The sequence below is a fragment of the Companilactobacillus heilongjiangensis genome, assembly GCF_000831645.3.
In the GTDB taxonomy this organism is placed as follows: domain Bacteria; phylum Bacillota; class Bacilli; order Lactobacillales; family Lactobacillaceae; genus Companilactobacillus; species Companilactobacillus heilongjiangensis.
Genome location: NZ_CP012559.1, coordinates 1,779,922 through 1,804,923, shown reverse-complemented (window position 1 = coordinate 1,804,923; position 25,002 = coordinate 1,779,922). Strand labels below are relative to the sequence as shown.

Below are 25,002 nucleotides of genomic sequence, written 5' to 3'. Positions count from 1 at the left end.
TTGTTTAATCAAATATATGGATAGATCTTACCAAAATATTGGTGTGACTAATTTTGTGCGGTGTTTTAAGTATTCCGTCTACAGAGCTGGAAAATATTCACTAGCTGTGCGGAACGACTCGAGCCAAAGTTCGGTCTCGAGTCTCGGGTTGAAGCCTTGACAAAGTTCGTCAAGTTTCCAAACATGCCCTTATACCACAACCACGGCACACAAATATTTCCCAGCTCTTCCGACTAATTAATCGTTATTAGTTGAGTGTAAAAGCATGTAAACTGTTTTAGAATATGGAATATTTGTAGTAGGTTATCGACTAGAGCCATGCGTATCTATTTGTCGTATACTCTGAAATTGACGTGAATATTTACAATAGACTATCAACTAAAATTAGTAATTAGATTATCCAAAAATAACCTAGCCGGAGGTAGCCAGAAATGGGGAGTACGCCGTGAAGGTTGTGTTATGGCTTTAGCCATTACACAACGGACGACTTTGGAGCCTTACCGAACTGTGGTAAGGCTTCAAATCGAGGTGAGAGACCTTGGCTCGAACCGGTCCTCACAGCGGACTGCCCCATTTTCTGGCTACCGGAGGCGGCATATATATAAAACTTTGTAAGAATAAAGTGAATCTAAATCGAATATAAGATATATTTAAAGAAGTAAGTAAAGCGAGGTCATTATGTCAGAAATCAAATGGAATGAATTTTTGATACCATATTCACAGGCAGTAGACGAATTAAAAATCAAATTTAGAAATTTACGTAAGGAATTTCTGGAGAAGAACGAACATTCTCCCATCGAATTTGTGACCGGACGTGTTAAGACAGTCGATAGTATCAAAGAGAAGATGCGTCGTCGTTTTATTAATGAGGATTTGCTGGAACAAGATATGCAAGATATCGCCGGAATTAGAATTCAATGTCAGTTCGTGGAAGATATTTATGACGTTGCCAAATTGCTTCATATCAGAGAAGATATGCGGGTGATTGAGGAACGTGATTATATTGCCAACAGTAAGCCGAGCGGTTATCGTTCGTATCATGTGGTGATTGAATATCCGATTCAAACTGCTAGTGGTCAGAAAAATATTTTAGCTGAAATTCAGATTAGAACTTTGGCAATGAACTTCTGGTCCACGATTGAACACTCTTTGAACTACAAATATAAGGGTGATTTTCCAGATGAAATTAACGAACGATTGAAACGAGCTGCTGAAGCTTCCTTCATGTTGGATGAGGAAATGTCCAAGATTCGTGAGGAAATTCAGGATGCTCAACAATACTTCACAGATCGAAAGCGTGACCTAAATAATACATCGGAGCACGATAAATAATGAAATTATGGATTAATAATAATAGTAAAGAAAAATCAGTTGCTGCGGCTAACAAATTGCGCAGTAAATTACTTGATGCTGGCCTAATTTTGGACCGTCGTGATCCCCAATTAGTTATCAGTGTCGGTGGTGATGGTACGCTTTTGAGCACTTTCCACGCTTATGCAGCCCATTTGGACCGCGTTAAATTTTTGGCTTTGCACACAGGTCACTTAGGATTTTATTCTGACTGGACCGATACTGAGATTGACGATTTAGCCAACCGGATTATCGAGTGCAAGGACAATATTCCCTCCACAAGTTATCCACTTTTGGACGTTATGGTCGAAAACAAAGAAGGCTCATTGTTCCACGGAATTGCCATCAATGAAACAGTGGTTAGACGTTTATCTTCCTTAACAATGAAGGCCCGAGTTGACTTAGATAAGGAATTTTTCGAAAGTTTTCGTGGCGATGGTTTGTGTTTTTCAACTCCAACGGGTTCAACAGCTTACTCGAAGTCAATCGGTGGAGCATTGATTCATCCAAAAATCAGTGTTTTTCAAATGATTGAAATTGCTTCGATCAACAACCGAGTTTACCGGACAATTTCATCACCAATCATCATTCCTCACAATCAACAAGTCGACCTTTATCCACAGACAGCGGACGATTACGTCATCAGTTGCGATGGGATTACAACGAAATTGAAGAATGTAAAGAAGATTACGATCAAATTGAATTATCAACGTGCTCAATTTGCCCAGTATCGCCACCGTCACTTCTGGACTAGAGTAGAGACAGCTTTCTTGGGACAAGATGAACAAAAATAATCGTATCTTAAAGTTCACAATTGATGATGACGACAAGAAAATTGTCCGTAAGTTTTTAGTCCAACACAAATTTTCCTCTAGTCAATTGCACAATTTAAAAAACAAAGGTGGACTGATCTTTGTTAATCATAAACAACGCCATTTCGACTTCAAGATGAAACCAGGCGACGTGATCCTGATTATTATGAATGAGGAAGAACCGTCTGACTTGATTGCACCAATGTATGGGCCAGTTGACGTTATTTATGAAGATAGTTATTTATTAGTTGTGAACAAGCCGCATGGGATTGCTAGTTTGCCCGCTAAAGCTAAGTCTGGTAAAACGATGGCCAATTTGGTCAAAGGTTATTTGCTGAGCAAAAAAGAGAATTCAACAATTCACTTGGTAACACGATTGGACCGTAATACTTCGGGTCTGATGGTGTTTGCCAAGACTTCGTATGCCCATTCGTTGCTAGATCGAATCTTGCATACAGAAGATTTTCAAAAATTTTATCTAGCGATGGTTTATGGTCAAGTAGAACCAGAAAGTGGTCTGATCGATTTGCCAATTGGGATTGATCCGGACGTTTTTTATATGCGTAATATTGACCACGAAAAAGGTAAGGCGTCTCAAACTGTGTATGAAACAGTGGAAAAGTTTTCAACTGGCAGCTTATTAAAGTTGAAACTTTTGACGGGACGCACGCATCAAATTAGAGTTCACTTAACTGCGATTGGTCATCCGATAATTGGTGACGATATGTACAGTGGCAAAGTTGATTCACGAATAGACCGCCAAGCGCTGCACTGCTACCGTTTGAACATTGTTCATCCTGTGACCAAGCAGTTATTAAAACTTCAAGCACCGTTGCCAGCAGATATGGTAATGTTAAAGAGTGTGTTAAGGGGTGAGAAGAATGGATGAAAATGAAAAAAGACTCCAAGATAAATTTACGCAATTAAAGAGTTATCTTGATGGTGGTGATAAAAAGCGTTTCCGAAAAACTTATTTGGATATGCATTTTTACGACCAGAGTACTTTTTACCTCACGTTAAATAAGACCGAACGTGTAACTTTATACTCAATTCTAGAACCAGATGAAATGGGTGATATGTTCGATACGATTGAGGACGACAATCCGGAGATTCCAGAACTTTTGAAAGAAATGGATCTCGGATATGCTTCCAAGATGTTGAACGATATGTACGATGATAATGCGGCCGATGTTTTGGAACATTTGGACAAAGTCGATGTTGATCGATTCCTTGAACAAATGCCAACTAGTGATGCCAACAACCTTCGTGGATTGTTGCATTACGATACCGAAACAGCCGGTGGTATTATGACCACTGATTATGTTAAGTTTCATGAAGAAGAGAGAGCTGCCGATGCTATTAAAGCTTTGAAAGGCTATGCTCAAACAGCTGAAACGATTTATTACTTATATATTTTGGATAATCACGATGATTTAGTCGGTGTTATGTCATTGCGTGATTTGATTTTGCTAGATGATAACGATACATTGGGCGAAAAAATGAATAGTGACATTATTACAGTCAACGTTGATGCAGAACAGGCAGAAGTTGCGCAAGTCTTTAGAGATTACGAATTTTTAGCCGTTCCTGTTGTTGATCATTCCAATAAATTAGTTGGTATTGTCACCGTTGATGATGTTATTGAAGTTATCGATGACGAAGCCCAACAAGATTACTCTGGTTTGGCCGGTGTTAGTATGGATGAAACCAATAATGACGGACCATTCAAGGCAGCTTCCAAACGTTTGCCATGGTTGATTACGTTGTTATTACTGAGTATGATTACCGCAACATTGATCAATCATTTCGAAGGATTGTTGGCAGAAGCCAGTATTCTAGCCGTCTTCATTTCAACAATCACCGGTACAGCTGGTAATGCAGGTACCCAAAGTTTGGCCGTTGCCGTCAGACGATTAGCAGTTGAAGAAATAAATCGCAGCGAATTTTTAAAGCTGATTGGTAAAGAACTACTAACTGGATTTGTGACCGGAGTAGTAACCGGAATTTCCGTCTTTATGTTAGTCGGAATCTGGAAACACAACTTCGTTCTAGGAATGGTAATCGGTTTAGCAATGTGTGCAGCTATTACCGTAGCCAACTTAGCCGGAAGTTTGATTCCAATGTTGATGTCCAGTTTCGGTTTCGATCCAGCCGTAGCCAGTGGACCATTTATTTCAACATTGAGTGATTTGACATCAGTATTGATTTATTTCAGTATTGCGGGAATGTTTATGCAGTATTTTGTGGCGTCTTGACGCCACAAGAAATTGGCCTGCGGAACTCGTTTAAGTGAGAGAGCGGAGCAAGGGCGGTCAGCTCCCGAGCATTTGCGTACTTTTAGCAATTACACGCCGGTTTTGCGTGTGATTGCTAAAAGTATGCAAAGCGGAAGGAGTTGCCCTTGCAGAACTCGTTTTAGAGCCACTGCATGCCCAGCAATCTCTAAAACACAACTGAATATATATACAAAAAAATAGGTTCGAATTCAAAACGGGAATATAGTCAAAATATCCCAATGAATTCGAACCTATTTAATTTACCAAAGAGTTAATTATTAACCCCATCAATAATCTTAGTACCATGCAATTCCTTAACCCCAAGCTTTTCAGCAATGCTATCAACATTCTCAAAGTTAACACCACCGCCAGGCAAGATAAGAATCCGACCATCAGCGTAATCAATATACTTTTTAATATTGTCCAAAGTCATATCAATAGGAGTAGTCAACGGACCACCGTGAGTCAAAATACGGTCAACATCGTGGTCAACCAACCAGTCGATAGCGTTTTTCTTGTTATCCTCAGCCAAAGCGTCAAAAGCCATGTGGAAAACGATTTGCATACCAGCAGAAGCAGCAATCAATTGTTCCATGGCTTCCTCGTCAATGTCGCCGTCCTTAGTCAAAGCACCAAAGGCAACCGCATCGACACCCAGCTTTTGAGCCTCAAACAAGTCAGCTTCCATCATTTTAATTTCCAAGTCGTTATAGACGAAATCTCCACCACGAGGACGGATCATTTCGACAAGCGGAACCGATTTTTCTTGAAGGTATTTAGTGGCTTCTTGCAAGACACCGTGGCTAGGAGTAGTTCCTCCAACAGCCAAATTATCATTTAATTCGATTCGATTAGCACCCTTTAAAACAGCGGTGGGAATCTTAGTAAAGTTTTCTACAGCTACTTCTTTAAAGATAATAGTCAACCCCTCTTCATTGTTGTGGTTATATTCTAACAAATATTCTTCTAAAAGTCTGATGATATATGTTTGATATATGCCGCCTCCGGTCGTCAGGAATATAGTTCATGCTATGAGGACCGGTGCGAGCCAAGGTCTCGCACCTCGATTTTGAGCTTCGTATAATGCGCGAATCTCAAAACTCGCCCTGTGGTGTAACGGCTAAAGCCGTAACGCCACCTCCATGACATGACTATATTCCTGACGACCTCCGGCTAGTGTTTTGAAGGACTGATTGGAATTGGTTATAACGTAATCCAGATTAGGTAAAATATTATATTTTAAGGTTTCTGAATTTATATTGATATAAATATTCGGTTAACCTATCTTGAATTAATTTATCAAGTCCAAATAAACGAAAACCAGACTACAAGGTACAACTATGATCTTAAAACATTAAGGAGTCTCCGGGCCTTTAAATACAATAGCCTCCGGGTGACAGTGATTGGTGCCAGCAGTGATAGTGATGTTAGGGCTTCAGCCCTTACATCACAGGACGTTTTTGAGACGCGGGTTTCGGCTCAAAAGCGAGGCTCGAGACCGCACTTTGGCTCGAACCGGTCCCACAGCGGCAATCAATCACTGTCACCCGGAGGCGGCAGATATAGACAAAAAAAGAACGCCCCAAGGGACGTCCTTAATTAATGTTAAGCAACCATAGCTTTGATACCGAAGTAGGCAATAACAACGATAGCTAAAACAATTCTGTACCAACCAAATGCCTTAAAGTCATTACGTTTAATATAATCAAGCAAGAACTTGATTGAAGCGTAAGCAACGATAAATGATACTAAAGTACCAACGAGCAAGATGATTGTTTGACTGCTAGTGAAGGCATTGCCTTTCATGAAGTACTTACCAATCTTCAATAAACTAGCACCAAACATAGTTGGAATAGCTAAGAAGAATGAGAACTCAGTGGCAACAAATCTTGATGTACCGACTGTCATACCACCCAAGATAGTAGCTCCGGAACGTGATGTACCGGGTACTAATGAAAGGACTTGGAAGAGTCCAATTTGGAAGGCTGTCTTGTATGAAAGACTTTCCAGATCAGCTGTTTGTGGTCGTTTACCCTTGAGCCAGTTTTCAACAACGATGAATAAGATACCGTAAATCAATAGTGTGGCTGAAATAACTTGCCAGCTTGTCAAATGGGCATCCATCCAGTCATTCAATGGCAATCCGATAATTACTGAAGGTAAGATAGCGACTAAAACTTTGAACCAAATACTCCAAGTTTGACTCTTCTCACGGTGATTTTTCTTAGGTGAGAATGGGTTTAATTTGTGAAAGTAAATAAGGATAACCGCTAAGATGGCTCCGAATTGAATAACTACCATGAACATGTTGATGAAAGCTTTTGACTCATTCAATTTGATGAATTCATCAGCTAAATACAAGTGTCCAGTTGAACTGATAGGTAGAAATTCTGTAAAACCTTCGATGATACCTAAAATGATGGTTTTAATAATTTCAATGAACATGATTGATTAATTCTCCTGATTAAATTTAAAGCTAGATAAAGTGTACACAAGTACACTCAGGAATAGCAACGTTATTGTCCAAATTAGTCAAAATTCCTTTGTTAGGATTGCGTTTTAAAATACTCAAATCATTTGAATCTTGGTTAGCTGCAATGACATATTTTTCTGAAGGGTCGAGGTCGAAATCTCTAGGACCGTTGCCAGTAGCGGTTGTGCTGAGTTTCTTGATGCGGTCGCCGTTTGGATCAACACTAAATGTAGTAATTGTGTCAGCGCCACGAGTTGAAGCGTATAAGAACTTGCCATCCTTGCTAATTCTAATAGCAGCAGTGGTATTCTTTTGTTCATCCTTGGCAGCTTCAGCTTCATCAACAAGCGTTAGACGGGCAGTTTCAGCGTCATATTGCATTACAAGTACCTTTGATGATAGTTCACAAGCAACGTAAACAAAAGGCTTTGTAGGGTGGAATACTAAATGTCTAGGGGCATAGCCAGAAGGAGCAATGTAATTGTTCATCAATTTTGGTTCTTTAGGATTGTCGATGTCGTAAATATAAATTCTGTCGGCACCGTAATCACAAATAATTAATTTTCCATCAGGTGTTAAAGCACTGAAGTGAGGTTTCGATTGATCTTGTTCAACACGAGGACCATGACCTTCAAATTTAACTTCTGAGTAGTGTTCGATTTTGCCGTCAGCAGTTAAATGGTCAATCTTAACCTTGCTCAAGTGGAAGTAAGCACTGAAAATCAAATTGCGACTAGGGTCAAATTTGACGTATGAAGGTGAAGTTGATTCTGAATAATCTTCATCCAAAAGTTTTGGTTCGTCGCCAGAAATATCATAGACAACGATACCGCCACGGTCATCTTTTTTAGCAAGTGCGATTAATTTCATATCGTTAGTTACATCGATATAAGTAGGTCCATTCAACTCAACTAGGGCCTTAGGTGTGGTTAATTCACCATTGTCAGAATTAAAATCAGCAGAATAAACACCTTTTCCACCATTCTTGGTGTAGCCACTTAAAAGAACTTTTTCAATCATTATCGATTCCTCCAAATAATGTATAGTATTATAATATACAGTATAATCTTACTATAAAAATTTGGGGTGCAGTTTATGAAAGAAACGCCAGAGAGAAAAAAGAGTTGGTTTTACAAATGGTTTCTTAATAACCAGCTAACGGTGGTTCTGATTAACATTTTTTTGGTATTTTTGATTATCTTTTTATTTTCGAAAATAAGTTTTGTCTTTCAACCAGTTAATCAAATCTTAGGTATAACGATGCCGCCAGTAATTTTGGCACTGGTATTGTATTACCTGATAAATCCTTTGATCAATGTGCTGGAAAGTAAATTCCATGTTAATCGAATTATTTCAATCACATTTGTCTTTATTATTATCTTGGCCTTGTTAATCTGGGGCGTTATGTCCTTGATTCCATTTGTTCAAAGTCAGGTCGATTCATTGGTTAAGAATTGGCCACAGTATTGGAATTCACTAAACAAGAGCTTGCAAAATATGTTCTCTGATCCCAAGCTTCATATGGTAAAGGAGCGCCTGATTCAAACAAATACTAGCGTAACGAAGAGTTTTGAAAAGTCGATGGATCAAATTTTGCCACAGACAATGAACAATCTCAGTTCGGCTGTCAGCGTTTTAACAAATGTGGTCGTAATCTTGATGACTGCGCCATTCATCCTATTTTTCATGTTGAAAGATGATAAGAAATTTAAAGAATCTGTCATTAAATTTGTCCCTGATCGTGTCAAAGGCTCAGTGGGCGATATGCTTTCAGAAATTTCACAATCATTGAGTTCTTATATTACCGGACAGTTGACTGTAGCGTTCTGGGTTGCCGTGATGTTCTTCGTCGGTTATCTCATCATTGGTCAGCGTTATGCCTTGATTCTTGGTATCGTTGCCGGAGTATTGAACCTGATTCCATATATCGGATCAACCTTGGCGTTAGTGCCATCACTAGTAATTGCAGCTTTTATTGCGCCATCAATGGTTTTGAAAGTTATCATTGTCTTCGCAGTTGAGCAGACCGTTGAAACACGTGTTATTTCACCAATCATCGTTGGTAACAAGATGCAAATGCACCCAGTGACAACTATCTTAGTATTGCTAGTTTCAGCCGGAATGTATGGATTAATTGGTATGATTGCTGGTATTCCAATCTTCGCTATTTTAAAGATTATCTGTGCCAGAATTTTCAACTGGTTCAAGCGTAATTCCAGCTGGTATAGTGAGGAAGAGCTGCTAGAAACAAAGGAAAAAGACGATTCTGATGACACGGAAACTTCTGAGAAACTTCACAAATAATTCAAAATTCCATTGTATAGATTGAGTTTATCGTATATACTAGCTATTGAGTTTTGTGTGTTATTTGTTTTTCTCAGAAGCGATTTTGACAAAAGCAAGTAAACAAGAGGCTAAACTAGCGCATGTCCTTGCTGTGGTTGTCACCGAGGGTATGCGCTTTTTGTTTGCTTCCGTCTCCGGTAGCCAGTGAAGTGCTTGAGCCTGCTGTGCGACCGGTTCGAGCCTTGGTCTCGAACCTCGATTTTGAGCTTTGCATAGTTCGCAAATCTCAAAATACGTCGGTGGGGTAAGGGGCTTACGCCCCTAACGCCACCTGCACTGCTGGCTCAAGCACTTCACTGGCTACCTCCGACTGGTTTTATTAAAAATGCATAAACCAACTCGGGACAACCACAGTAAGGGCTGCTTTCGTGGAATAAATTGAATTTATTGCGTAATTTTATTAAGAATCAAAAATTAAAAGCAGATTCAAATCATAATAAGTTAATTAAATTTGTTCTAAACATAGAACAAACTAATAAAAAAAGAATTAGCCGTAGGTGAGGGGAGAATTCACCTGTAGTGAAGGTGGCGTTACGGCTTTAGCCGTTACACCACGGACGACTTTTTGAGACATGGTCTTCGACTCAAAAGCGAGGTTCGAGACTGTACTGTGGCTCGGACCGTTCCTCACAGCAGGTGAAATTCTCTATCCACCTATGGCGGCAGGAGAGAAAAATGACTAATCATATTGCATTGTACGAACCTTTGATGCCAGCTAATACTGGTAATATTGCTAGAACTTGTGCTGGTACTAATACTAAATTGCACTTGATCCGTCCGCTTGGTTTTAATACTGATGATGCCCACATGAAACGTGCTGGGCTTGACTATTGGGACAAGGTTGACATTACGTATCACGACAATTTGGATGATTTTTTGAAGTCGGTTCCTGATGACAAGTATCTTTATTTGATTACTAAGTTTTCTGACAAGGTTTACAGTGACCAAGATTTAAGCGATACTTCAGTTGATCACTATTTCTTATTCGGTAAGGAAACAACTGGTTTGCCGGAAGATTTCATGCGTCGTAATCCAGAGAAATGTTTACGGATTCCAATGAGTGACAATATACGAGCTTTGAATTTATCTAACAGTGCAGCTTTAGTTATTTATGAAGCTGTTCGCCAACAACATTTTGCTGGACTAGAATTAAGTCATCATTATGATCACGATAAATTAGATTAGGGGTAGAAAAATGAAAATTACTAAAGGTGCAGTTAGTGTTCAATCATTCCATTATGACGTCGAGGCTCCAACAGCTGACGTTAAAACTGATTTAAATATCAATATCGAACATCCTGAATTAAAGGATGAAAATGGCGAACCATTGAATGAAGACGAAGGAAAGATTCTTCAAGTCGTAGTTCCTTTTGAAATTCATATGGAAGATGCACCATTCAAAGTTTCCGGTTTAATTGGTCAAGTAGTTCAACCAATCGGTTTCCACGGTGAAATTCAAGACCTTGATGGCAAACAAGTTCAACAATTGTCACGTTCAGTCGTTGAATACATCGAAACACTAACATATCAAGTAACCAGCGTTACATTGAATCACGGTGTGTCATTGAACTTTACAAACAATGCTGAAATCAAACCAAATGGCACGATTGAGGAATTAAGAGAAAAAGAAAACGAAGATAAAAAAGAAGATAAGTAATTTCTAGATTTTGGGTCTTGGAGTTTTGTATTTAAGTTTATTGAAGAAATACTAGTTCAGTAATAAATATGCATTAAAAAAAGCCCTATGCTAGAGTATTAAAAATACACTAGCCGGAGGTTGTCAGAGATTTCACCAGCAGTGGAAGTGGCGTTATGGCGATAGCCATGACACCACAGGACGACTTTTGAAATTCGCGGTCTTTGCGAAGTTCAAAAGCGAGGTTCGAGACCGCACTATGGCTCGGACCGTTCCTCACAGCAGGCGAAAATCTCTGACAACCGGAGGCGGCATTCTTAAACAGTGAACAAACAATCAAACAGTCCAGTAGGGCTGTTTTTTTTAAGGCTCAAAAAAGGTATAATTTTAGATGATTACTTTTTAAATTCATGTGAGGTACTTATGGTTAGAAAAAAGGCAAGTGCAACGCCTAGAAAGAAGAAAAAAACAGTCAATAATTCACGACTAATTCGTTCGTTAGTCAGTTTGTTGTGGATTATTCTGTCGATTTTAGGATTATTTAAATTCGGTATTGTGGGCAAAACGTTCGATAATTTGTATCGAATCTTTGTCGGTGACAGTTATCCAGTTCTGTTGATTGTCAGCATTTTTGCGGGTGCCATTATAATCGCTACGGGACGAATACCCGTTATGACGCCGAAGAGAAACTTTGGTTTACTGTTCATATATCTGGGCTCATTAATTATTTTACACGGCATCTTTTTCTCGAATATGTCGTTATATCACAACTATAATCTCGTCACATGGAACACGTTAGCGGCTGATATGACTCAAGTTTCAGTCGATGGTTCAGTCGGTGGGGGAATGATTGGCTCGTATCTATACAGCTTTTTCATGCCGATGTTTTCGAGTGTTGGAACGTACTTCGTTACGGCGTTATTGATTTTTATCGGTGTTCTGATGATGTTTAACGTTACGATGAAACAAGTTTCAATTGCTACAACAGATGTTTTGGTTAAATGTAAACATTTGGCTATTAAGATTAAAGATGTCCTTTCTGGTCACTATAACAACTATGTTGATCAACGTAAATCAGCTAAAAAGACGCCGAGAAATGTTGTTCCAAAGCCTACTTATGAAGAGCAGGAACCTGAGGTTACACGTGATGGCGATAAGATTGCGGATGGCTTGAGTAGTTTCAAGAGTCATGCTGTTAATCATGATGAAGATTTCAAAATTGAAGGTGTTCCAACTCCAAGTGAACCTGTTATGCCTGATTCCGATGAGGCTAAAACGGCTGAAGTAATGTCGAAACCTTATGGGATTGACGGAGCTAAAGATAAAGATTTACCTGATCCTGTCAGCACTAAACATACTGAGGGGACAACGAATAATGATGATTATAAGTTGCCAACAACTGACTTGTTGAAGCAGGTGCCACAAGTTGATCAGACTTCTGAAGTACATTTGATTGAAGACAACAAGGACACATTGCGCCAGACTTTCAAGAGTTTTGGGGTCGATGTTGAAGTTAAAAAGGCTAGTTTGGGACCAACGATTACTAAATATGAAGTCCAACCAGCGGTCGGTGTGAAGGTAAGCAAAATCGTCAATTTGGCGGATGACTTGGCCTTAGCTTTGGCAGCGAAGGATATTCGTATTGAAGCGCCAATTCCTGGGAAGCCTTTCGTTGGTATTGAAGTGCCTAATAAGACTATTTCAACAGTTTCCTTTAGAGAGATTACTGAGAAACAAAAAGATAAGACTCATCCATTGATTGTGCCGTTAGGTAAGGATGTTTCTGGTAACATTATTGAAGCAGATATTACAAAGATGCCCCATTTACTTATTGCTGGTTCAACTGGTAGTGGTAAATCTGTTGCTATCAATACCATCATTACGGGTATCTTGATGAAAGCTAAACCAAATCAAGTTAAATTGATTCTGATTGATCCTAAGATGGTTGAACTGAATGTTTATAACGGCATTCCACAGCTTTTGATTCCGGTCGTTACAGATGCCAGACGAGCTGCCGGGGCTTTGCAAAAAGCTGTTAAGGAAATGGAACGGCGTTATAAACTGTTTGCGGAAACGAGTCACCGTAACATTGGTGAGTACAACGATGATGTTGATAAATTCAATGAAACAGCGGCAGACGAGGATAAAATGGAACGTTTGCCATATATCGTCGTTATAGTCGATGAGTTATCTGACTTGATGATGGTAGCAGGACATGAAGTTGAAGCGGCCATTGTTCGTTTGGCTCAAATGGCTCGTGCTGCTGGTTTGCATATCATTATTGCAACGCAACGTCCTTCTGTTGATGTTATTACTGGTTTGATCAAAGCCAATATCCCATCACGTATTGCGTTTGCGGTTTCCAGTGGGGTTGATTCACGAACAATTTTGGATTCCGTCGGAGCTGAAAAATTGCTTGGACGTGGTGATATGTTGTTCCAACCAATTGGTAAGAGTAAGCCAGTTCGACTTCAGGGTGCTTATATTTCTGAATCAGAAGTTGAGAATGTCGTTAAATTTGTCAGTGAGCAACAAACTGCTGAATACGACGAAGATATGATTCCAACCGATGTTGATGAAGGTGGATCAGATGGCGATAAGCCTGATGATGAATATTGGGAAGATGCAGTGGATTTGATTGTTAAACAGCAGTCAGCCAGTGTTTCCATGCTCCAAAGACGATTCGCTATCGGGTATAACCGTGCTGCACGTATGGTTGACGAGATGGAAAATCGGGGTATCGTAGGACCTTCAGAGGGTAGTAAACCAAGAAAAGTATTGATTACACCCGAACAACTTGAAACAATTAGAAAAAATCAGGTGAAAAATTGAGAAAAACACTAGCAAAGAATATTTTCTTAAATATCAATCCAATCAAAAAATTTCGGACGATCAAGATTCAAATTGACTTTCTTCGTCCATTGAAAAAGGAAGAGACGACAGCACGCCGCTTATTAGCTAACGTTATGTCTAACTCGACGAAAGATTATCCCAGTTTTCGGGCGATAAATGACCGTGAAATGGAACTCTATGGTTCAGAGATTAACGTCTATACACGCAACCTATTGAACTTTAACGATTTGGCTTTTAGTGTCGAGTTCGCTGATCCTAATTTCTTGATTGATGGTAAGACACAGCTCAAGGATAATTTGGATTTATTAGGTGAAATCATCTTTAAACCAAATTTGACGGCTGATAATAAATTTGACGAGACTGCTTTTGAAACTGAGAAACGTAATCTATTGTCAAACTTGATGTCGATTGAAGATAATCAAGACTTGGTCAGTTCATTGGGTCTAGCTAAGTTGATTTATCGTGACAATCCTGACCGCCAAGTGCCAATTTTTGGTACTATCGACGAATTGAAGGAGCTCACTAATCAAGAGTTATTGAAGACGTATCAAGACGTGATTCAAAACGATGCTGTCGTGATCAATGTTGTTGGTAATGTGGATGAGGAAGAGTTCTTAGCTGAATTGAATGACAGTATTTTTGAAAGCAAGCTCCAAAATGACCGTAACGACTTAACGGTACAATTTGATAGATTTAATGATTTGATTGCAAAACCTGCTAGTCAAATCGACCACAAACATCTTAATCAGAGTCGAATTGCTTTGGCATATGCGACTGAGGGTGTCTCAAAAGATTTCAGTCGTTTAGCACCACAGATTATGAATCTGATTCTTGGTGGCGACGACCAGTCACAATTGTTCTTGCAAGTTAGAGAGAAGAACAGTTTGGCATATTCTGTTTCCAGCGTTTACCAACCACTCAGCCATTTGGTCATGATTCAAGCTGGACTGGATGCTGATTCAGTTGATAAAGCATTGGATTTAATCAACCAACAGATTAACTTTATCAAGCAAGGTAAATTCACCGATGCACAAGTCGAACATGCGCAAAAAGTTATGTTGACACAACGCAAGATTTCTAGCGATACGATTCAGCACTACATCATGCACAGTATTTGGGAGACTGTCTATCCTAAAACTTTATTGACCGATGCCCAATTCCAAGCTGAATTGGATAATTTGGACAAAAAACACATTGCAAGTGTGGCAGATCATATGCACGCAATTGCTCAGTATCAATTGATTGGAGATTAGGATGACAGAGAAATTAGAGAAACAGACAAAAAAATTAACTAATGGTTTGCAGATCAGCGTGGTTCCTTTGGCCGGATTCAGTCAAGTTTATGGATTAGCCATGGCAAACTTTGGTTCCGTTGATACAAAAGCGGGCGACAAGACATTGCCATCAGGAATTGCTCACTTTATTGAGCATAAATTATTTGCCAAACCAGACTATGATATTTCGGAAAAGTTTGCCAAATATGGTGCTAATTCTAACGCCTATACGAGTTATACAAAGACTGGCTACTTGTTCCAAACATTGGAAAATCCTTATGACAACTTAGAAGTTTTGTTGGACTTGATTCAACATCCATACTTTACTGAGAAAAACGTTGCTTCCGAACGTGGCATTATCGATCAAGAAATTCAGATGTATTTGGATATGCCGGAATGGGTTTTGGAACAAAGAATCCTCGGACAACTTTATCCTAATGATCCAATCGCTGAAGATATTGCTGGTTCGAGCGATTCGTTACAACAGATCAATCATGAGAACTTATTAGAGACTTATCGACAAAACTATCGTCCTGATAACATGGATATTGTCTTAGTCGGTGACGTTGAGTTTGAAAAAGTTGAAAATATTGTTGAAAATTCTGATTTTCACACGATTGAGCAACCATATTCAAAAACTTTTAACAAATTTGAAAAAATTGGTGCTGGTGGTCAAGAAGGTATGGACATCACTCAAGCTCGTTCTGCCTACGGAATCCGGATTGATACTGAGATGACTGGCTATGAATTGGTCAAGAAACAGTTCGAATTGAACATGATCATGGAAACTTTAATTGGCGAGTCGTCAAAGAATTATCAAGAAATGAGCCGTTTGAACTTAATTGATGACAGTTTTTCTTATAATGTTGTTGCAGAAAATAACTATTGTTTTATCATAATTAGTGGGTCTACTAATAATCCTGAAAAATTTCAAGAATATTTACGCAAAAATCTTTCATATGAAACGCTCAAGGATGTTTTGACAGATGCTAAATTCGAACGTATCAAGCGTGATGCAATCGGATCTTACTTGTTTGCTCAAAATTCACCCGAGGCAATTGCCAACCAAATGGCTGAGTTATATTTCTATGATGTTGATTATTTACAATTGATTCATATGATTGACTCAATTAAAAAAGATGATGTGTTAGAAATTTCTGATAAATTCTTACAAGATGATAATTGTACCTACTACAATCTTTTGCCGAATAGGAAGTAAAAAATGTATGCATTAGTTATGGGCAGTTCTGGCGATATTGGAACTAGTACTGCTAAGAATCTAGCCGCAAAGGGCTGGTCGCTGTATCTGCATTACAATCGCAACTATGATCGAATCGACAAGTTGCGCACGGAATTGGTGGAAAAGTATCCCAAACAAGATTTCATTCCGATTAAGTTCGATATGGAACATGACAAAGTTGACGATTTGACCAAACAAATTTTTGGCTTGGATGCTGTTGTCTTTGCCCAGGGGAACACTTACTACAAGCTGTTAGTCGATATTTCGGAAGAGGAGATTGATTCGCTGTGGAACATTCACGTGAAGTTGCCGATTCTGATTTTGAAACAGCTACAAGATAAGCTTGCCAAAACTCATCATGGTCGCGTGGTCTTCATCGGTTCAATCTATGGCAAAGTCGGCTCAGCAATGGAAGTCGTTTACAGTACTGTTAAAGGTGCGATGTCCTCATTTGCGGATGCCTATGCCAAGGAAGTTGCGTCTCTCGGATTATCCGTCAATGTCGTGGCTCCTGGAGCTGTAAATACCAAGATGAACACTCAAGAATTCTCCAGTGAGGACCTTGAAAGTGTCAAAGATGAGATACCAGCTGATAGGTTGGCAAATCCGGATGAAATAGCTGATTTAGTCAGTTATTTAGTCAATATCAAATCAAATTATCTGACAGGGCAAACGATTTATTTTGCTGGTGGTTGGTTGCTATAGGCTCGCTAGTAGTTGGATAATAATATATGTTATACTTAGAAAAATTAGTTAATCGGTGGTAAATAATGGACGAAATTGGCCAAAAGTTAAGAAACGCTCGTATCAAAAAGGGCTACACAATTGATGATTTACAACAAATCACCAAAATTCAAAAGAGATATTTAATCGCTATCGAAGAAGGTCAATTTGATCATCTTCCTGGTGATTTCTATGTTCGTGCTTTTATCAAGCAATATTCTGATGCTGTTGGTATCTCAAGTGACGACTTGTTAGAAGAGTACAAAGCAGATATCCCTAATTCACAACCAACTCAAGAATCAGCTCCAGAAGAAACAAAGACTCGTACTATTAAAGAAGAGTCAAATTCATTCTTCTCAAACTTGGGTAACTACATTCCTCAAATCGTAGTTGGTATCGTTGTGATCGTTATTATCGGCGTAATTGCCTTTGGAATGGTGCACCGTAATCAAAATGCTTCAAGTGTAACGATTCCTAAGGACAATACGACACAAACAACTAAGAAGAGCACTAAAAAGACTCCAGCCAAGAAAACTCCAGCTAAAAAGGCCGAAGCTAAGACTAAAGAGTTAACAGTTAAAGAATCTTCAACAGAAGGTACTTATACTATTACTAATGCTCCAACAGACGGTGTTAAAGTCGATGTTGAAGGTAGTGGCGGTCAAGCTTGGATTCAATTCAAAGAAGGCTCAAACACAACTTGGCAACAAGCTTTGAGCTCAGGTGAAAAGAAATCAACTACAGTACCAAGCGATACAACAACATTCACAGTTCAAACAGGTAACGTTACAAACACTAAGGTGACAATTGATGGCAAGGCTGTCGATTTGTCAAAATCACAAAGTGGTAGCACTATCGTTAAAACTTTGACATTTAATATTGAAAAATAAAATAATGGTGTCTAATCTTTTGGGGTAGACACCATTATTTTGTTGGTTGGGGTTTTTAGGGATGCCGCCACAGGTTTCGAGGGAGTTGAGCCTGCTGTGAGGACCGGCTCGAGCCAGAGTGCGGTCTCGACCCTCGATTTTGAGCCGAAGTTCGTGTCTCAAAATCGTCCTAGTGGTGTAAGAACGGGAAAATCGCCCGTCCTAACACCACTCTCACTGCGGGCTCACTCCCTAGAAACCTGTGGCTAGTTGGTTGGTTAATCTGATATTTTGTCTTTATGGATGTAGATAAATGGTTGTTTTTGTAATTGATTTATTTATGATTACTATGATAAAAATAGTCAGGTTAATCGTGCAAAATAGTTAAGTAATATCGTAATTTAATAATTGTATTGAGAGTGTTAATGAATCTTCATTAACAAGAAACACTAGTCTCCGGCTGTCAGCAATATAGTCAGCAGTGAAGGTGGCGTTATGGCTTCAGCCATTACACCACAGGACGACTTTTGAGACGCGTTTTTCGGCTCAAAAGCGAGGTTCGAGACCGTACTTTGACTCGAACCGGTCCTCACAGCGACTATATTGCTGACAGCCGGAGACGGCAGGCATATATATATATATATATATTTTTATAACAGTATGGAGGATATTTTAAATGGTTTGGAATGTACCAAATAAATTGACAATGCTACGAATTATTTTAATTCCAGTATTCATTATCTTGTTAGCTTTTAATTGGAATGGTTTAGGAGACATCTATGTTGCTAATGATTTGATTCCAATCAATCACGTCTTAGCCACAGTTGTATTCGTAGTGGCATCATTAACTGATCTACTTGATGGTAAGATTGCTCGTAAGTATAATTTAGTTTCTAATTTCGGTAAATTTGCCGACACTTTGGCTGATAAAATGCTTGTTATGACAGCTTTTATCTTCCTTGTAAGTTTCAAAATGGCTCCAGCTTGGGTAGTAGCAATTATCGTTTGTCGTGAGTTAGCTGTTACTGGTTTGAGAACGATTGTTTTGGAAGTCGGTGGCAAAGTCATGGCCGCTCAAATGCCTGGTAAGATTAAGACTACAACGCAAATGCTTGCTATTATTTTCCTATTGATGCACAATATTTTCTTCTCTGCTATCAATATTCCCATCGGTGAGATCTTCTTATACATCTGTTTGATCTTTACAATTTATTCTGGTGCTGATTATTTCTGGCAAAGTCGTGAAATTTTTAAATCATAATACGTAATTTGAAAGAGAGAGCAATGAAAGATAAAGTAGCTGAAATTTTGAATACTGTTGAAAAAGCTGATTTTGAAGCCGGCGTACCCAATGAATTTAATGATTTAGCTAAGCAAACGGTCGATTTGTTGAAAAAAGACAAGTTGAAGATTACTGCGGCTGAAAGCTTGACTGCCGGAATGTTTCAAGCAGCTGTGGCATCAATTCCGGGAGCTTCTAACGTCTTTGATGGTGGTTTCGTTACCTATGCCGATGAGGTTAAAATTGGACTCTTAGGCATGGACCCACAGCTGATTGAGCAATACACAGTTGTCAGTTCACCCGTTGCGAGTGCAATGGCGAAATTGTCTGCTAAAAAATTATCTGCGGATATTGGTGTTGGTTTTACGGGTGTCGCTGGTCCTGATCCACTTGAAGGAAACCCTGTGGGGACGGTCTTCATCGGCGCTTATAACGGTAAAAATAACGAAGAAGTAGTCAAAGAATTTCATTTTACAGGCTCTAGACAAGCGATTCGTGAAAAGTCAGTTCTTTGCGGATTTGCTCTCGTTCAAGAAATAATATAACGAACAAACATTTGTTCGCTTTTTTCTTGCTTTTTTGATGAATTACTAATAATATATCTAGTGATGAATGCATTAGGAGGAAAGCAATTTGGCTAAAGATGAACGACAAAAGGCTTTAGATGTAGCCTTAAAAAAGATTGAAAAAGATTTTGGTAAAGGGGCCATTATGAGAATGGGTGATGATCTCAATACTCAAATCTCAACTGTTTCTACTGGTTCACTAGCCCTTGATAACGCGCTTGGTGTCGGTGGATTTCCACGAGGAAGAATCGTTGAAATCTATGGACCTGAAAGTTCTGGTAAAACAACTGTAGCTTTACACGCCGTTGCTGAAGTACAAAAGCAAGGTGGTACTGCTGCTTATATTGATGCTGAAAATGCGATGGACCCTGCATATGCTACCGCTTTGGGTGTTAATATTGATGACTTATTGCTATCACAACCTGATACTGGTGAACAAGGACTCGAAATTGCCGATGCCTTGGTTTCCAGTGGTGCCGTTGATATCGTCGTTGTCGATTCCGTTGCTGCCTTGGTCCCACGTGCTGAAATTGAAGGGGACATGGGTGATGCCCACGTTGGTCTACAAGCTAGATTGATGTCACAAGCTTTACGTAAGCTTTCTGGCTCAATTAACAAGACTAAGACCATTGCTCTTTTCATTAATCAAATTCGTGAAAAAGTTGGTATCATGTTTGGTAACCCAGAAACTACACCTGGTGGCCGTGCTTTGAAGTTCTATTCAACAATTAGACTTGAAGTACGTCGTGCTGAACAAATTAAAGACGGTACCGATGTTATTGGTAACCGTACTAAGATCAAAGTTGTAAAGAACAAGGTTGCGCCACCATTTAAGGTTGCCCTTGTTGATATCATGTATGGTCATGGTATTTCTCAAACTGGTGAGTTGGTTGATATGGCCGTTGATAAGGATATTATCGACAAGTCTGGTTCATGGTACTCATACGGTGACGAGCGTATTGGTCAAGGTCGTGAGAACGCTAAGACTTACTTGGCAGAAAACACTGACAAGATGGAAGAAATCAAGCAAAAGGTTCGTGCTGCCTATAACATGGACGGTACACCTGATGAAGAAGTCGCTGAAAATGACGATGAAGCTAACAAGTCAGAAGATAAGTCGACTGATAAAGCAGATTCTAAAGCCAAAAAAGGCGATGACAACATCGATTTAAAGCTTGATTCTGATAAAAAAGATAGCGAATAATAAAAAAAGAGGCTGATTAAGTCTCTTTTTTTCGTTTTATTTGGTTGACAGGTCATATTTATTCTATAATATTAAGTTGTATGTAAATATTCTGTAACATATATGTTTTACAAACAAACTTTCTTAAAGCAAACATGGAGGTGATGGCATGTATCCTGCTATCATAACCTTCTCTTTCGCTATAGTAACATTAATCGTAGGGGTCCTTTTCGGATATGCTCTCTGTAAAGACGCTTACGAGAAAAAACTTTCACAAGCAAAACAAACTGCTGGGGATATCGTATCAGACGCAAAAAAGGCTGCAAAGTCTCTTAAAAAGGAAACTTTGCTAGAAGCCAAAGATGAGATTCATCAATATCGTGAAAAACAAGAAGATGAGTTGAAAGAACGCCGCCGCGATGTTCAAAAACAAGAGAATAGAGTTCTTGAACGACAAGACATTTTGGATAAAAAGGACCAATCGCTTGAAAAGCGTGAGGAAAATATCGAAAATAACGAGAACAATATTTCAGCACGACAACATAAACTTGATGAAAAAGCTAAACAATTGACTGATACTCTTAATGAACAGCAAGCGGAGCTGACAAGAGTAAGTAACTTAACTCGTGAACAAGCAAGAAAGATTATTCTTGATAAGTTGAACAAAGAATTAGTCCATGAACGTGCCAAGATGATCCAAGAAAGCGACGAACAAGCCAAACAACGTGCTGAAAAAGACGCTAAGGCTTTAATTGTTGCCGCTATTCAAAGAAGTGCAGCTGATACAGTTTCTGAATCAACTGTAACGACCGTTACATTGCCTAATGAAGACATGAAAGGTAGAATCATTGGCCGTGAGGGTAGAAATATCCGCACGATTGAAGCGCTTACAGGTGTTGATTTGATTATTGATGATACTCCTGAAGCAGTCGCTTTGAGTGCCTATGATCCTGTCAGACGAGAAATCGCTCGAATGGCTTTGGAGAAATTGATTGAAGATGGTCGGATCCATCCTGCACGCATTGAGGAAATGGTCGACAAGTCCAGAAAAGAAATGGACGATCATATTCGTGAGGTTGGTGAACAAACCGTTTATAGTTTGGGAATCAGCTCAATGAATCCAGATTTAATCAAGATTATCGGACGAATGGAATATCGTACGAGTTACGGTCAAAATGTTTTGAATCACTCTATTGAAGTAGCTAAATTATCCGCTGTAATGGCTGCTGAAATGGGTGAAGATGTTATGTTAGCAAAACGAGCAGGTTTATTGCACGATATCGGTAAAGCTATCGATCGTGAAGTTGACGGTTCCCACGTTGAAATTGGCGTGGATATCGCAACCAAGTATAAAGAACCAGAAGTAGTCGTTAATACGATTGCTTCACATCATGGGGATGTGGAACCAACATCATTAATTGCAACAATCGTTGCTGCGGCTGATGCTATTTCGGCATCACGTCCCGGCGCTAGATCAGAGTCGATGGAGAATTATATCCACCGTCTTGAAAAACTAGAAGAGATTGCCAACAAGCACGAGGGTGTTGATCATAGTTATGCTATTCAAGCTGGTCATGAGATTCGTGTCATGGTTAAGCCAGAAGAAATTTCCGATGATCAAGCTGCAATTTTAGCTCGTGATATGAAAGGTGAAATTGAAGATAACCTTGAGTATCCAGGTCATATTAAAGTTACAGTTGTTCGTGAAATCAGAAAAGTCGAATTAGCGAAATAATTTTTAATGGGGTGTATCGAAATGGTACGCTCTTTTTTAATTTCTTTTTGGAATAAGCCTAGGGTATTGTATAATTGTTTTATTAATGGAAAGTGAGTTTTTCTAAAAATGTCGGGTATGTTTAGTGTAATAGTAAAATTATTTTTAACGATGATTCTATCGGCTGCGATAACTCCTTTCGTAGTGAAATTAGCTTATATTTTGGGAGCTGTGGATAAACCTAACGCTCGGCGTGTAAATATCAAGCCAATGCCTACAATGGGTGGTCTGGCTATTTTTATTGCGTTTAACTTCTCAACGTTTGTGTTATTGCGAGAACAGTTTCCGACGCATGAGTTGTTCAGTGTTTTCTTGGCTGAATGTATTATCATTTTGACTGGTATCATTGACGATATCCGTGAGCTATCGCCCAAAGCCAAGTTAGCTGGTATTTTAGCAGCAGCTTTAGTTATCTATTTCTTGGCTGGAATCAGGATGAATGAAGTAACGTTGCCATTGATCGGTTCGTTTGAATTAGGTTGGTGGAGTTTGCCAATCACCATCATTTGGATCATTGCCATTACTAATGCGGTCAATTTGATTGATGGACTGGATGGATTAGCTACGGGAGTTTCAATCATTGCCTTATTCACTATGGGAGTCATGGCGTACTTCTTCTTGAATATGACGAATGTGTATGTAGCCATTTGGATTTTTGCCATGGTAGCAGCTCTAGTTGGCTTTCTACCGCATAATTTCCACCCAGCCAGTATCTTCTTAGGGGATACCGGTTCGTTGTTCATAGGCTTCATGATGGCCGTCTTCTCACTGAAAGGTCTGAAGAACGTAACGTTCATTACATTGTTGATGCCAGTTGTGATCATGGGTGTGCCAATTACCGATACTGTCTACGCAATTTTGAGACGATTATTGAACAAGAAGCCAATTATGCAAGCTGATAAACATCATTTGCACCACAGACTGATGCAATTAGGCTTGTCGCACAGACAAACAGTTTTAGTCATCTATGGTTTGTCATTGGTTTTCGCCTTTATCTCAATGCTTTATCCACTATCAACTTTGTGGGGTAGCGTGTTATTGACGGTCGGTGTCCTGTTTGGTTTGGAACTATTCATCGAATCAATCGGATTATTGGGTGATAATCGACAGCCTTTACTAAAAGCAATTCAAAGATTTGTGAAACGATTAGAAAAGAAAGATTAGCAAGCGCCGTTATAGCGCCTGCTTTTTTTGTCCCTAGAGTTAATTCCACAAGCAATAGACAAGGAATCTATTGAGTTCCACGTTCGGGGGATGGTATATATAGAACAACACCTTTTAAATGGGTTTTGAGGAGAATAGAGATGGAATTAAGCGAGCAACTAAAGAAGTATCGTAAGCAAGAAAATTTAACTCAGAAACAATTGGCATTAAAACTGAATGTTTCTGATAAGACGATTTCCAGTTGGGAGACCGGTCGAACTTATCCAGATATTTCGTTGTTGATCAATCTTAGTTCCGTTTTGAATGTTTCCTTAGATGACTTTTTAAAGGGAGGTACTGAAACGGTGGAAAAAATTGATAAGGATTTGAAATTAAAGCGAGTTTATAAATGGACATTGGTGGCCGTGGCAGTTTGTATTGCCATATTTGCGGGCGGTTATGGATTCTTGTCCACATACCAATATCAAAATGAGATGGTTGACCGTTTCAATCCATTGATCAAAACAAAAGTGGGTTATGCGGCTTTACCAACAGAAAAGAATGCTATCGACTCGGACTTTGCACGTATGAAAGATGAACATGGTAAGACTAAGAAAGTTCTGGGGACACCATACCAACATATGGTTGTAACGGATGATGCTTGGGGGAATTCTTCATTTTTGACTTTTTACGGAGGACTGCCACCAGTTGATAAACCATATGCAATGGTTGAACATCGGGGGATGTACGTTTCGCGGATGAATTTTGTTGATTGGGATTCGATTCCGAAAACAATTCGCAACAATATGTTTAAAGATTATTCTGAATATCGTGGGATGTATGATACTTGGAAGAGTAGCGGAGAAAAAGGTCATGGTTCTGAGAAAGTCTTTTCTATGAGAACTGGTAAGTATTAGGCGGGTTTTTGGTTTGCCGCCGGAGGTGACGAGAGATGGAGTTCGCAGTGGGACCGGCTCGAGCCAAAGAGCGGTCTCGACCCTCGTTTTTGAGCCGAAGTTCGCGTCTCAAAAGACGTCCTGTTATGTAAGACTGGAAAACCGCCAGCCTAACATAACTATCACTGCTGAACTCCATCCCTCGTCGCCTCCGGCTATGTTATTTTTTTATGCAGCGTTATTTAAAAATGTAATTATTTTTTCAAAATAAAAAACGTCAGATATTCCAATAGGAATTGTCTGGCG

At 39.3% G+C, this 25,002-nt stretch carries 21 protein-coding genes; 18 read left to right on the top strand and 3 right to left on the bottom strand.

The annotated features are described in order from the left end of the window. The first annotated feature begins 678 nt into the window (after nt 1-678). The 4 genes from yjbM to mgtE are packed head-to-tail and all read left to right on the top strand — an operon-like array spanning nt 679 to nt 4,417. Complete coding sequence (gene yjbM / locus JP39_RS08205; protein WP_041500561.1) at nt 679-1,332, top strand: GTP diphosphokinase; 654 nt, start codon at nt 679-681, stop codon at nt 1,330-1,332. After that, complete coding sequence (locus JP39_RS08200; RefSeq protein WP_041500562.1) at nt 1,332-2,144, top strand: NAD kinase; 813 nt, start codon at nt 1,332-1,334, stop codon at nt 2,142-2,144. Before yjbM ends, JP39_RS08200 begins: the two co-directional genes overlap by 1 nt. Then, nucleotides 2,131-3,051 (top strand): RluA family pseudouridine synthase, encoded by a 921-nt coding sequence (locus JP39_RS08195; RefSeq protein ID WP_048698716.1) that lies wholly within the window; start codon nt 2,131-2,133, stop codon nt 3,049-3,051. Before JP39_RS08200 ends, JP39_RS08195 begins: the two co-directional genes overlap by 14 nt. Beyond that, on the top strand, nt 3,044-4,417 hold the full coding sequence (mgtE, locus tag JP39_RS08190) for a magnesium transporter (protein ID WP_041500564.1): 1,374 nt from the start codon (nt 3,044-3,046) through the stop codon (nt 4,415-4,417). The genes JP39_RS08195 and mgtE overlap by 8 nt, the downstream gene beginning before the upstream one ends. Nucleotides 4,418-4,709: 292 nt before the next feature. On the opposite strand, the gene JP39_RS08185 is transcribed toward mgtE, so the two are convergent. The 3 genes from JP39_RS08185 to JP39_RS08175 all read right to left on the bottom strand — a co-directional run bounded on the left by JP39_RS08185 (nt 4,710) and on the right by JP39_RS08175 (nt 7,931). Next, a complete protein-coding gene (locus JP39_RS08185) occupies nt 4,710-5,354 on the bottom strand; it encodes a copper homeostasis protein CutC (protein ID WP_041500598.1) in 645 nt (214 codons plus the stop codon). A 689-nt stretch (nt 5,355-6,043) separates the two neighbouring features. Next, nucleotides 6,044-6,883: an undecaprenyl-diphosphate phosphatase gene (locus JP39_RS08180; RefSeq protein WP_041500565.1), complete on the bottom strand. Its 840-nt coding sequence runs from the start codon at nt 6,881-6,883 to the stop codon at nt 6,044-6,046. A gap of 31 nt (nt 6,884-6,914) precedes the next feature. Continuing rightward, a complete protein-coding gene (locus JP39_RS08175; protein WP_041500566.1) occupies nt 6,915-7,931 on the bottom strand; it encodes a lactonase family protein in 1,017 nt (338 codons plus the stop codon). 171 nt (nt 7,932-8,102) lie between these two features. Between JP39_RS08175 and JP39_RS08170 the strand changes: the two genes are divergently transcribed. The 14 genes from JP39_RS08170 to JP39_RS08105 all read left to right on the top strand — a co-directional run bounded on the left by JP39_RS08170 (nt 8,103) and on the right by JP39_RS08105 (nt 24,717). Then, nucleotides 8,103-9,215 carry an AI-2E family transporter gene (locus tag JP39_RS08170; RefSeq protein WP_245626321.1) on the top strand — a complete coding sequence of 371 codons (1,113 nt, stop codon included), beginning with the start codon at nt 8,103-8,105 and terminating at the stop codon, nt 9,213-9,215. A 717-nt stretch (nt 9,216-9,932) separates the two neighbouring features. Next, nucleotides 9,933-10,442: a tRNA (uridine(34)/cytosine(34)/5-carboxymethylaminomethyluridine(34)-2'-O)-methyltransferase TrmL gene (gene trmL / locus JP39_RS08165; RefSeq protein ID WP_041500570.1), complete on the top strand. Its 510-nt coding sequence runs from the start codon at nt 9,933-9,935 to the stop codon at nt 10,440-10,442. 10 nt (nt 10,443-10,452) lie between these two features. Further along, a complete protein-coding gene (locus JP39_RS08160; RefSeq protein WP_041500572.1) occupies nt 10,453-10,914 on the top strand; it encodes a DUF1149 family protein in 462 nt (153 codons plus the stop codon). Between the two features lie 402 nt (nt 10,915-11,316). Next, nucleotides 11,317-13,725 (top strand): DNA translocase FtsK, encoded by a 2,409-nt coding sequence (locus tag JP39_RS08155; RefSeq protein WP_041500573.1) that lies wholly within the window; start codon nt 11,317-11,319, stop codon nt 13,723-13,725. Further along, entirely contained in the window at nt 13,722-14,999 is a 1,278-nt protein-coding gene (gene yfmF / locus JP39_RS08150) for an EF-P 5-aminopentanol modification-associated protein YfmF (RefSeq protein ID WP_041500575.1), read from the top strand. The genes JP39_RS08155 and yfmF overlap by 4 nt, the downstream gene beginning before the upstream one ends. 1 nt (nt 15,000) lies before the next feature. Next, the gene (yfmH, locus tag JP39_RS08145; RefSeq protein ID WP_041500577.1) at nt 15,001-16,239 is read left to right on the top strand and encodes an EF-P 5-aminopentanol modification-associated protein YfmH; all 1,239 of its coding nucleotides are present in this window, start codon (nt 15,001-15,003) and stop codon (nt 16,237-16,239) included. Nucleotides 16,240-16,242: 3 nt separating this feature from the next. Then, the gene (gene ymfI, locus JP39_RS08140) at nt 16,243-16,965 is read left to right on the top strand and encodes an elongation factor P 5-aminopentanone reductase (RefSeq protein ID WP_041500578.1); all 723 of its coding nucleotides are present in this window, start codon (nt 16,243-16,245) and stop codon (nt 16,963-16,965) included. A 65-nt stretch (nt 16,966-17,030) separates the two neighbouring features. Continuing rightward, complete coding sequence (locus JP39_RS08135; protein WP_041500579.1) at nt 17,031-17,873, top strand: helix-turn-helix domain-containing protein; 843 nt, start codon at nt 17,031-17,033, stop codon at nt 17,871-17,873. A 655-nt stretch (nt 17,874-18,528) separates the two neighbouring features. After that, nucleotides 18,529-19,113 (top strand): CDP-diacylglycerol--glycerol-3-phosphate 3-phosphatidyltransferase, encoded by a 585-nt coding sequence (gene pgsA / locus JP39_RS08130; protein ID WP_041501701.1) that lies wholly within the window; start codon nt 18,529-18,531, stop codon nt 19,111-19,113. A 23-nt stretch (nt 19,114-19,136) separates the two neighbouring features. Then, nucleotides 19,137-19,679, top strand: a complete 543-nt coding sequence (locus tag JP39_RS08125; RefSeq protein WP_053085033.1) for a nicotinamide-nucleotide amidohydrolase family protein — start codon at nt 19,137-19,139, stop codon at nt 19,677-19,679. A gap of 88 nt (nt 19,680-19,767) precedes the next feature. Beyond that, on the top strand, nt 19,768-20,904 hold the full coding sequence (gene recA, locus JP39_RS08120) for a recombinase RecA (protein ID WP_041501702.1): 1,137 nt from the start codon (nt 19,768-19,770) through the stop codon (nt 20,902-20,904). Nucleotides 20,905-21,052: 148 nt separating this feature from the next. Beyond that, nucleotides 21,053-22,618, top strand: coding sequence for a ribonuclease Y (gene rny / locus JP39_RS08115; RefSeq protein WP_041501703.1), 1,566 nt, complete (start codon nt 21,053-21,055; stop codon nt 22,616-22,618). Between the two features lie 117 nt (nt 22,619-22,735). Continuing rightward, on the top strand, nt 22,736-23,821 hold the full coding sequence (locus tag JP39_RS08110) for a glycosyltransferase family 4 protein (protein ID WP_041501765.1): 1,086 nt from the start codon (nt 22,736-22,738) through the stop codon (nt 23,819-23,821). Nucleotides 23,822-23,961: 140 nt separating this feature from the next. Further along, nucleotides 23,962-24,717 carry a helix-turn-helix domain-containing protein gene (locus JP39_RS08105; protein WP_082330674.1) on the top strand — a complete coding sequence of 252 codons (756 nt, stop codon included), beginning with the start codon at nt 23,962-23,964 and terminating at the stop codon, nt 24,715-24,717. The last annotated feature ends 285 nt before the right edge of the window (nt 24,718-25,002 follow it).

Coding starts and splice junctions, on each gene's coding strand:
- yjbM (WP_041500561.1), top strand. CDS start 679: ATGTCAGAAATCAAATGGAATGAATTTTTGATACCATATTCACAGGCA.
- JP39_RS08200 (WP_041500562.1), top strand. CDS start 1,332: ATGAAATTATGGATTAATAATAATAGTAAAGAAAAATCAGTTGCTGCG.
- JP39_RS08195 (WP_048698716.1), top strand. CDS start 2,131: ATGAACAAAAATAATCGTATCTTAAAGTTCACAATTGATGATGACGAC.
- mgtE (WP_041500564.1), top strand. CDS start 3,044: ATGGATGAAAATGAAAAAAGACTCCAAGATAAATTTACGCAATTAAAG.
- JP39_RS08180 (WP_041500565.1), bottom strand. CDS start 6,883: ATGTTCATTGAAATTATTAAAACCATCATTTTAGGTATCATCGAAGGT.
- JP39_RS08175 (WP_041500566.1), bottom strand. CDS start 7,931: ATGATTGAAAAAGTTCTTTTAAGTGGCTACACCAAGAATGGTGGAAAA.
- trmL (WP_041500570.1), top strand. CDS start 9,933: ATGACTAATCATATTGCATTGTACGAACCTTTGATGCCAGCTAATACT.
- JP39_RS08160 (WP_041500572.1), top strand. CDS start 10,453: ATGAAAATTACTAAAGGTGCAGTTAGTGTTCAATCATTCCATTATGAC.
- JP39_RS08155 (WP_041500573.1), top strand. CDS start 11,317: ATGGTTAGAAAAAAGGCAAGTGCAACGCCTAGAAAGAAGAAAAAAACA.
- yfmH (WP_041500577.1), top strand. CDS start 15,001: ATGACAGAGAAATTAGAGAAACAGACAAAAAAATTAACTAATGGTTTG.
- ymfI (WP_041500578.1), top strand. CDS start 16,243: ATGTATGCATTAGTTATGGGCAGTTCTGGCGATATTGGAACTAGTACT.
- JP39_RS08135 (WP_041500579.1), top strand. CDS start 17,031: ATGGACGAAATTGGCCAAAAGTTAAGAAACGCTCGTATCAAAAAGGGC.
- pgsA (WP_041501701.1), top strand. CDS start 18,529: ATGGTTTGGAATGTACCAAATAAATTGACAATGCTACGAATTATTTTA.
- JP39_RS08125 (WP_053085033.1), top strand. CDS start 19,137: ATGAAAGATAAAGTAGCTGAAATTTTGAATACTGTTGAAAAAGCTGAT.
- rny (WP_041501703.1), top strand. CDS start 21,053: ATGTATCCTGCTATCATAACCTTCTCTTTCGCTATAGTAACATTAATC.
- JP39_RS08110 (WP_041501765.1), top strand. CDS start 22,736: ATGTTTAGTGTAATAGTAAAATTATTTTTAACGATGATTCTATCGGCT.
- JP39_RS08105 (WP_082330674.1), top strand. CDS start 23,962: ATGGAATTAAGCGAGCAACTAAAGAAGTATCGTAAGCAAGAAAATTTA.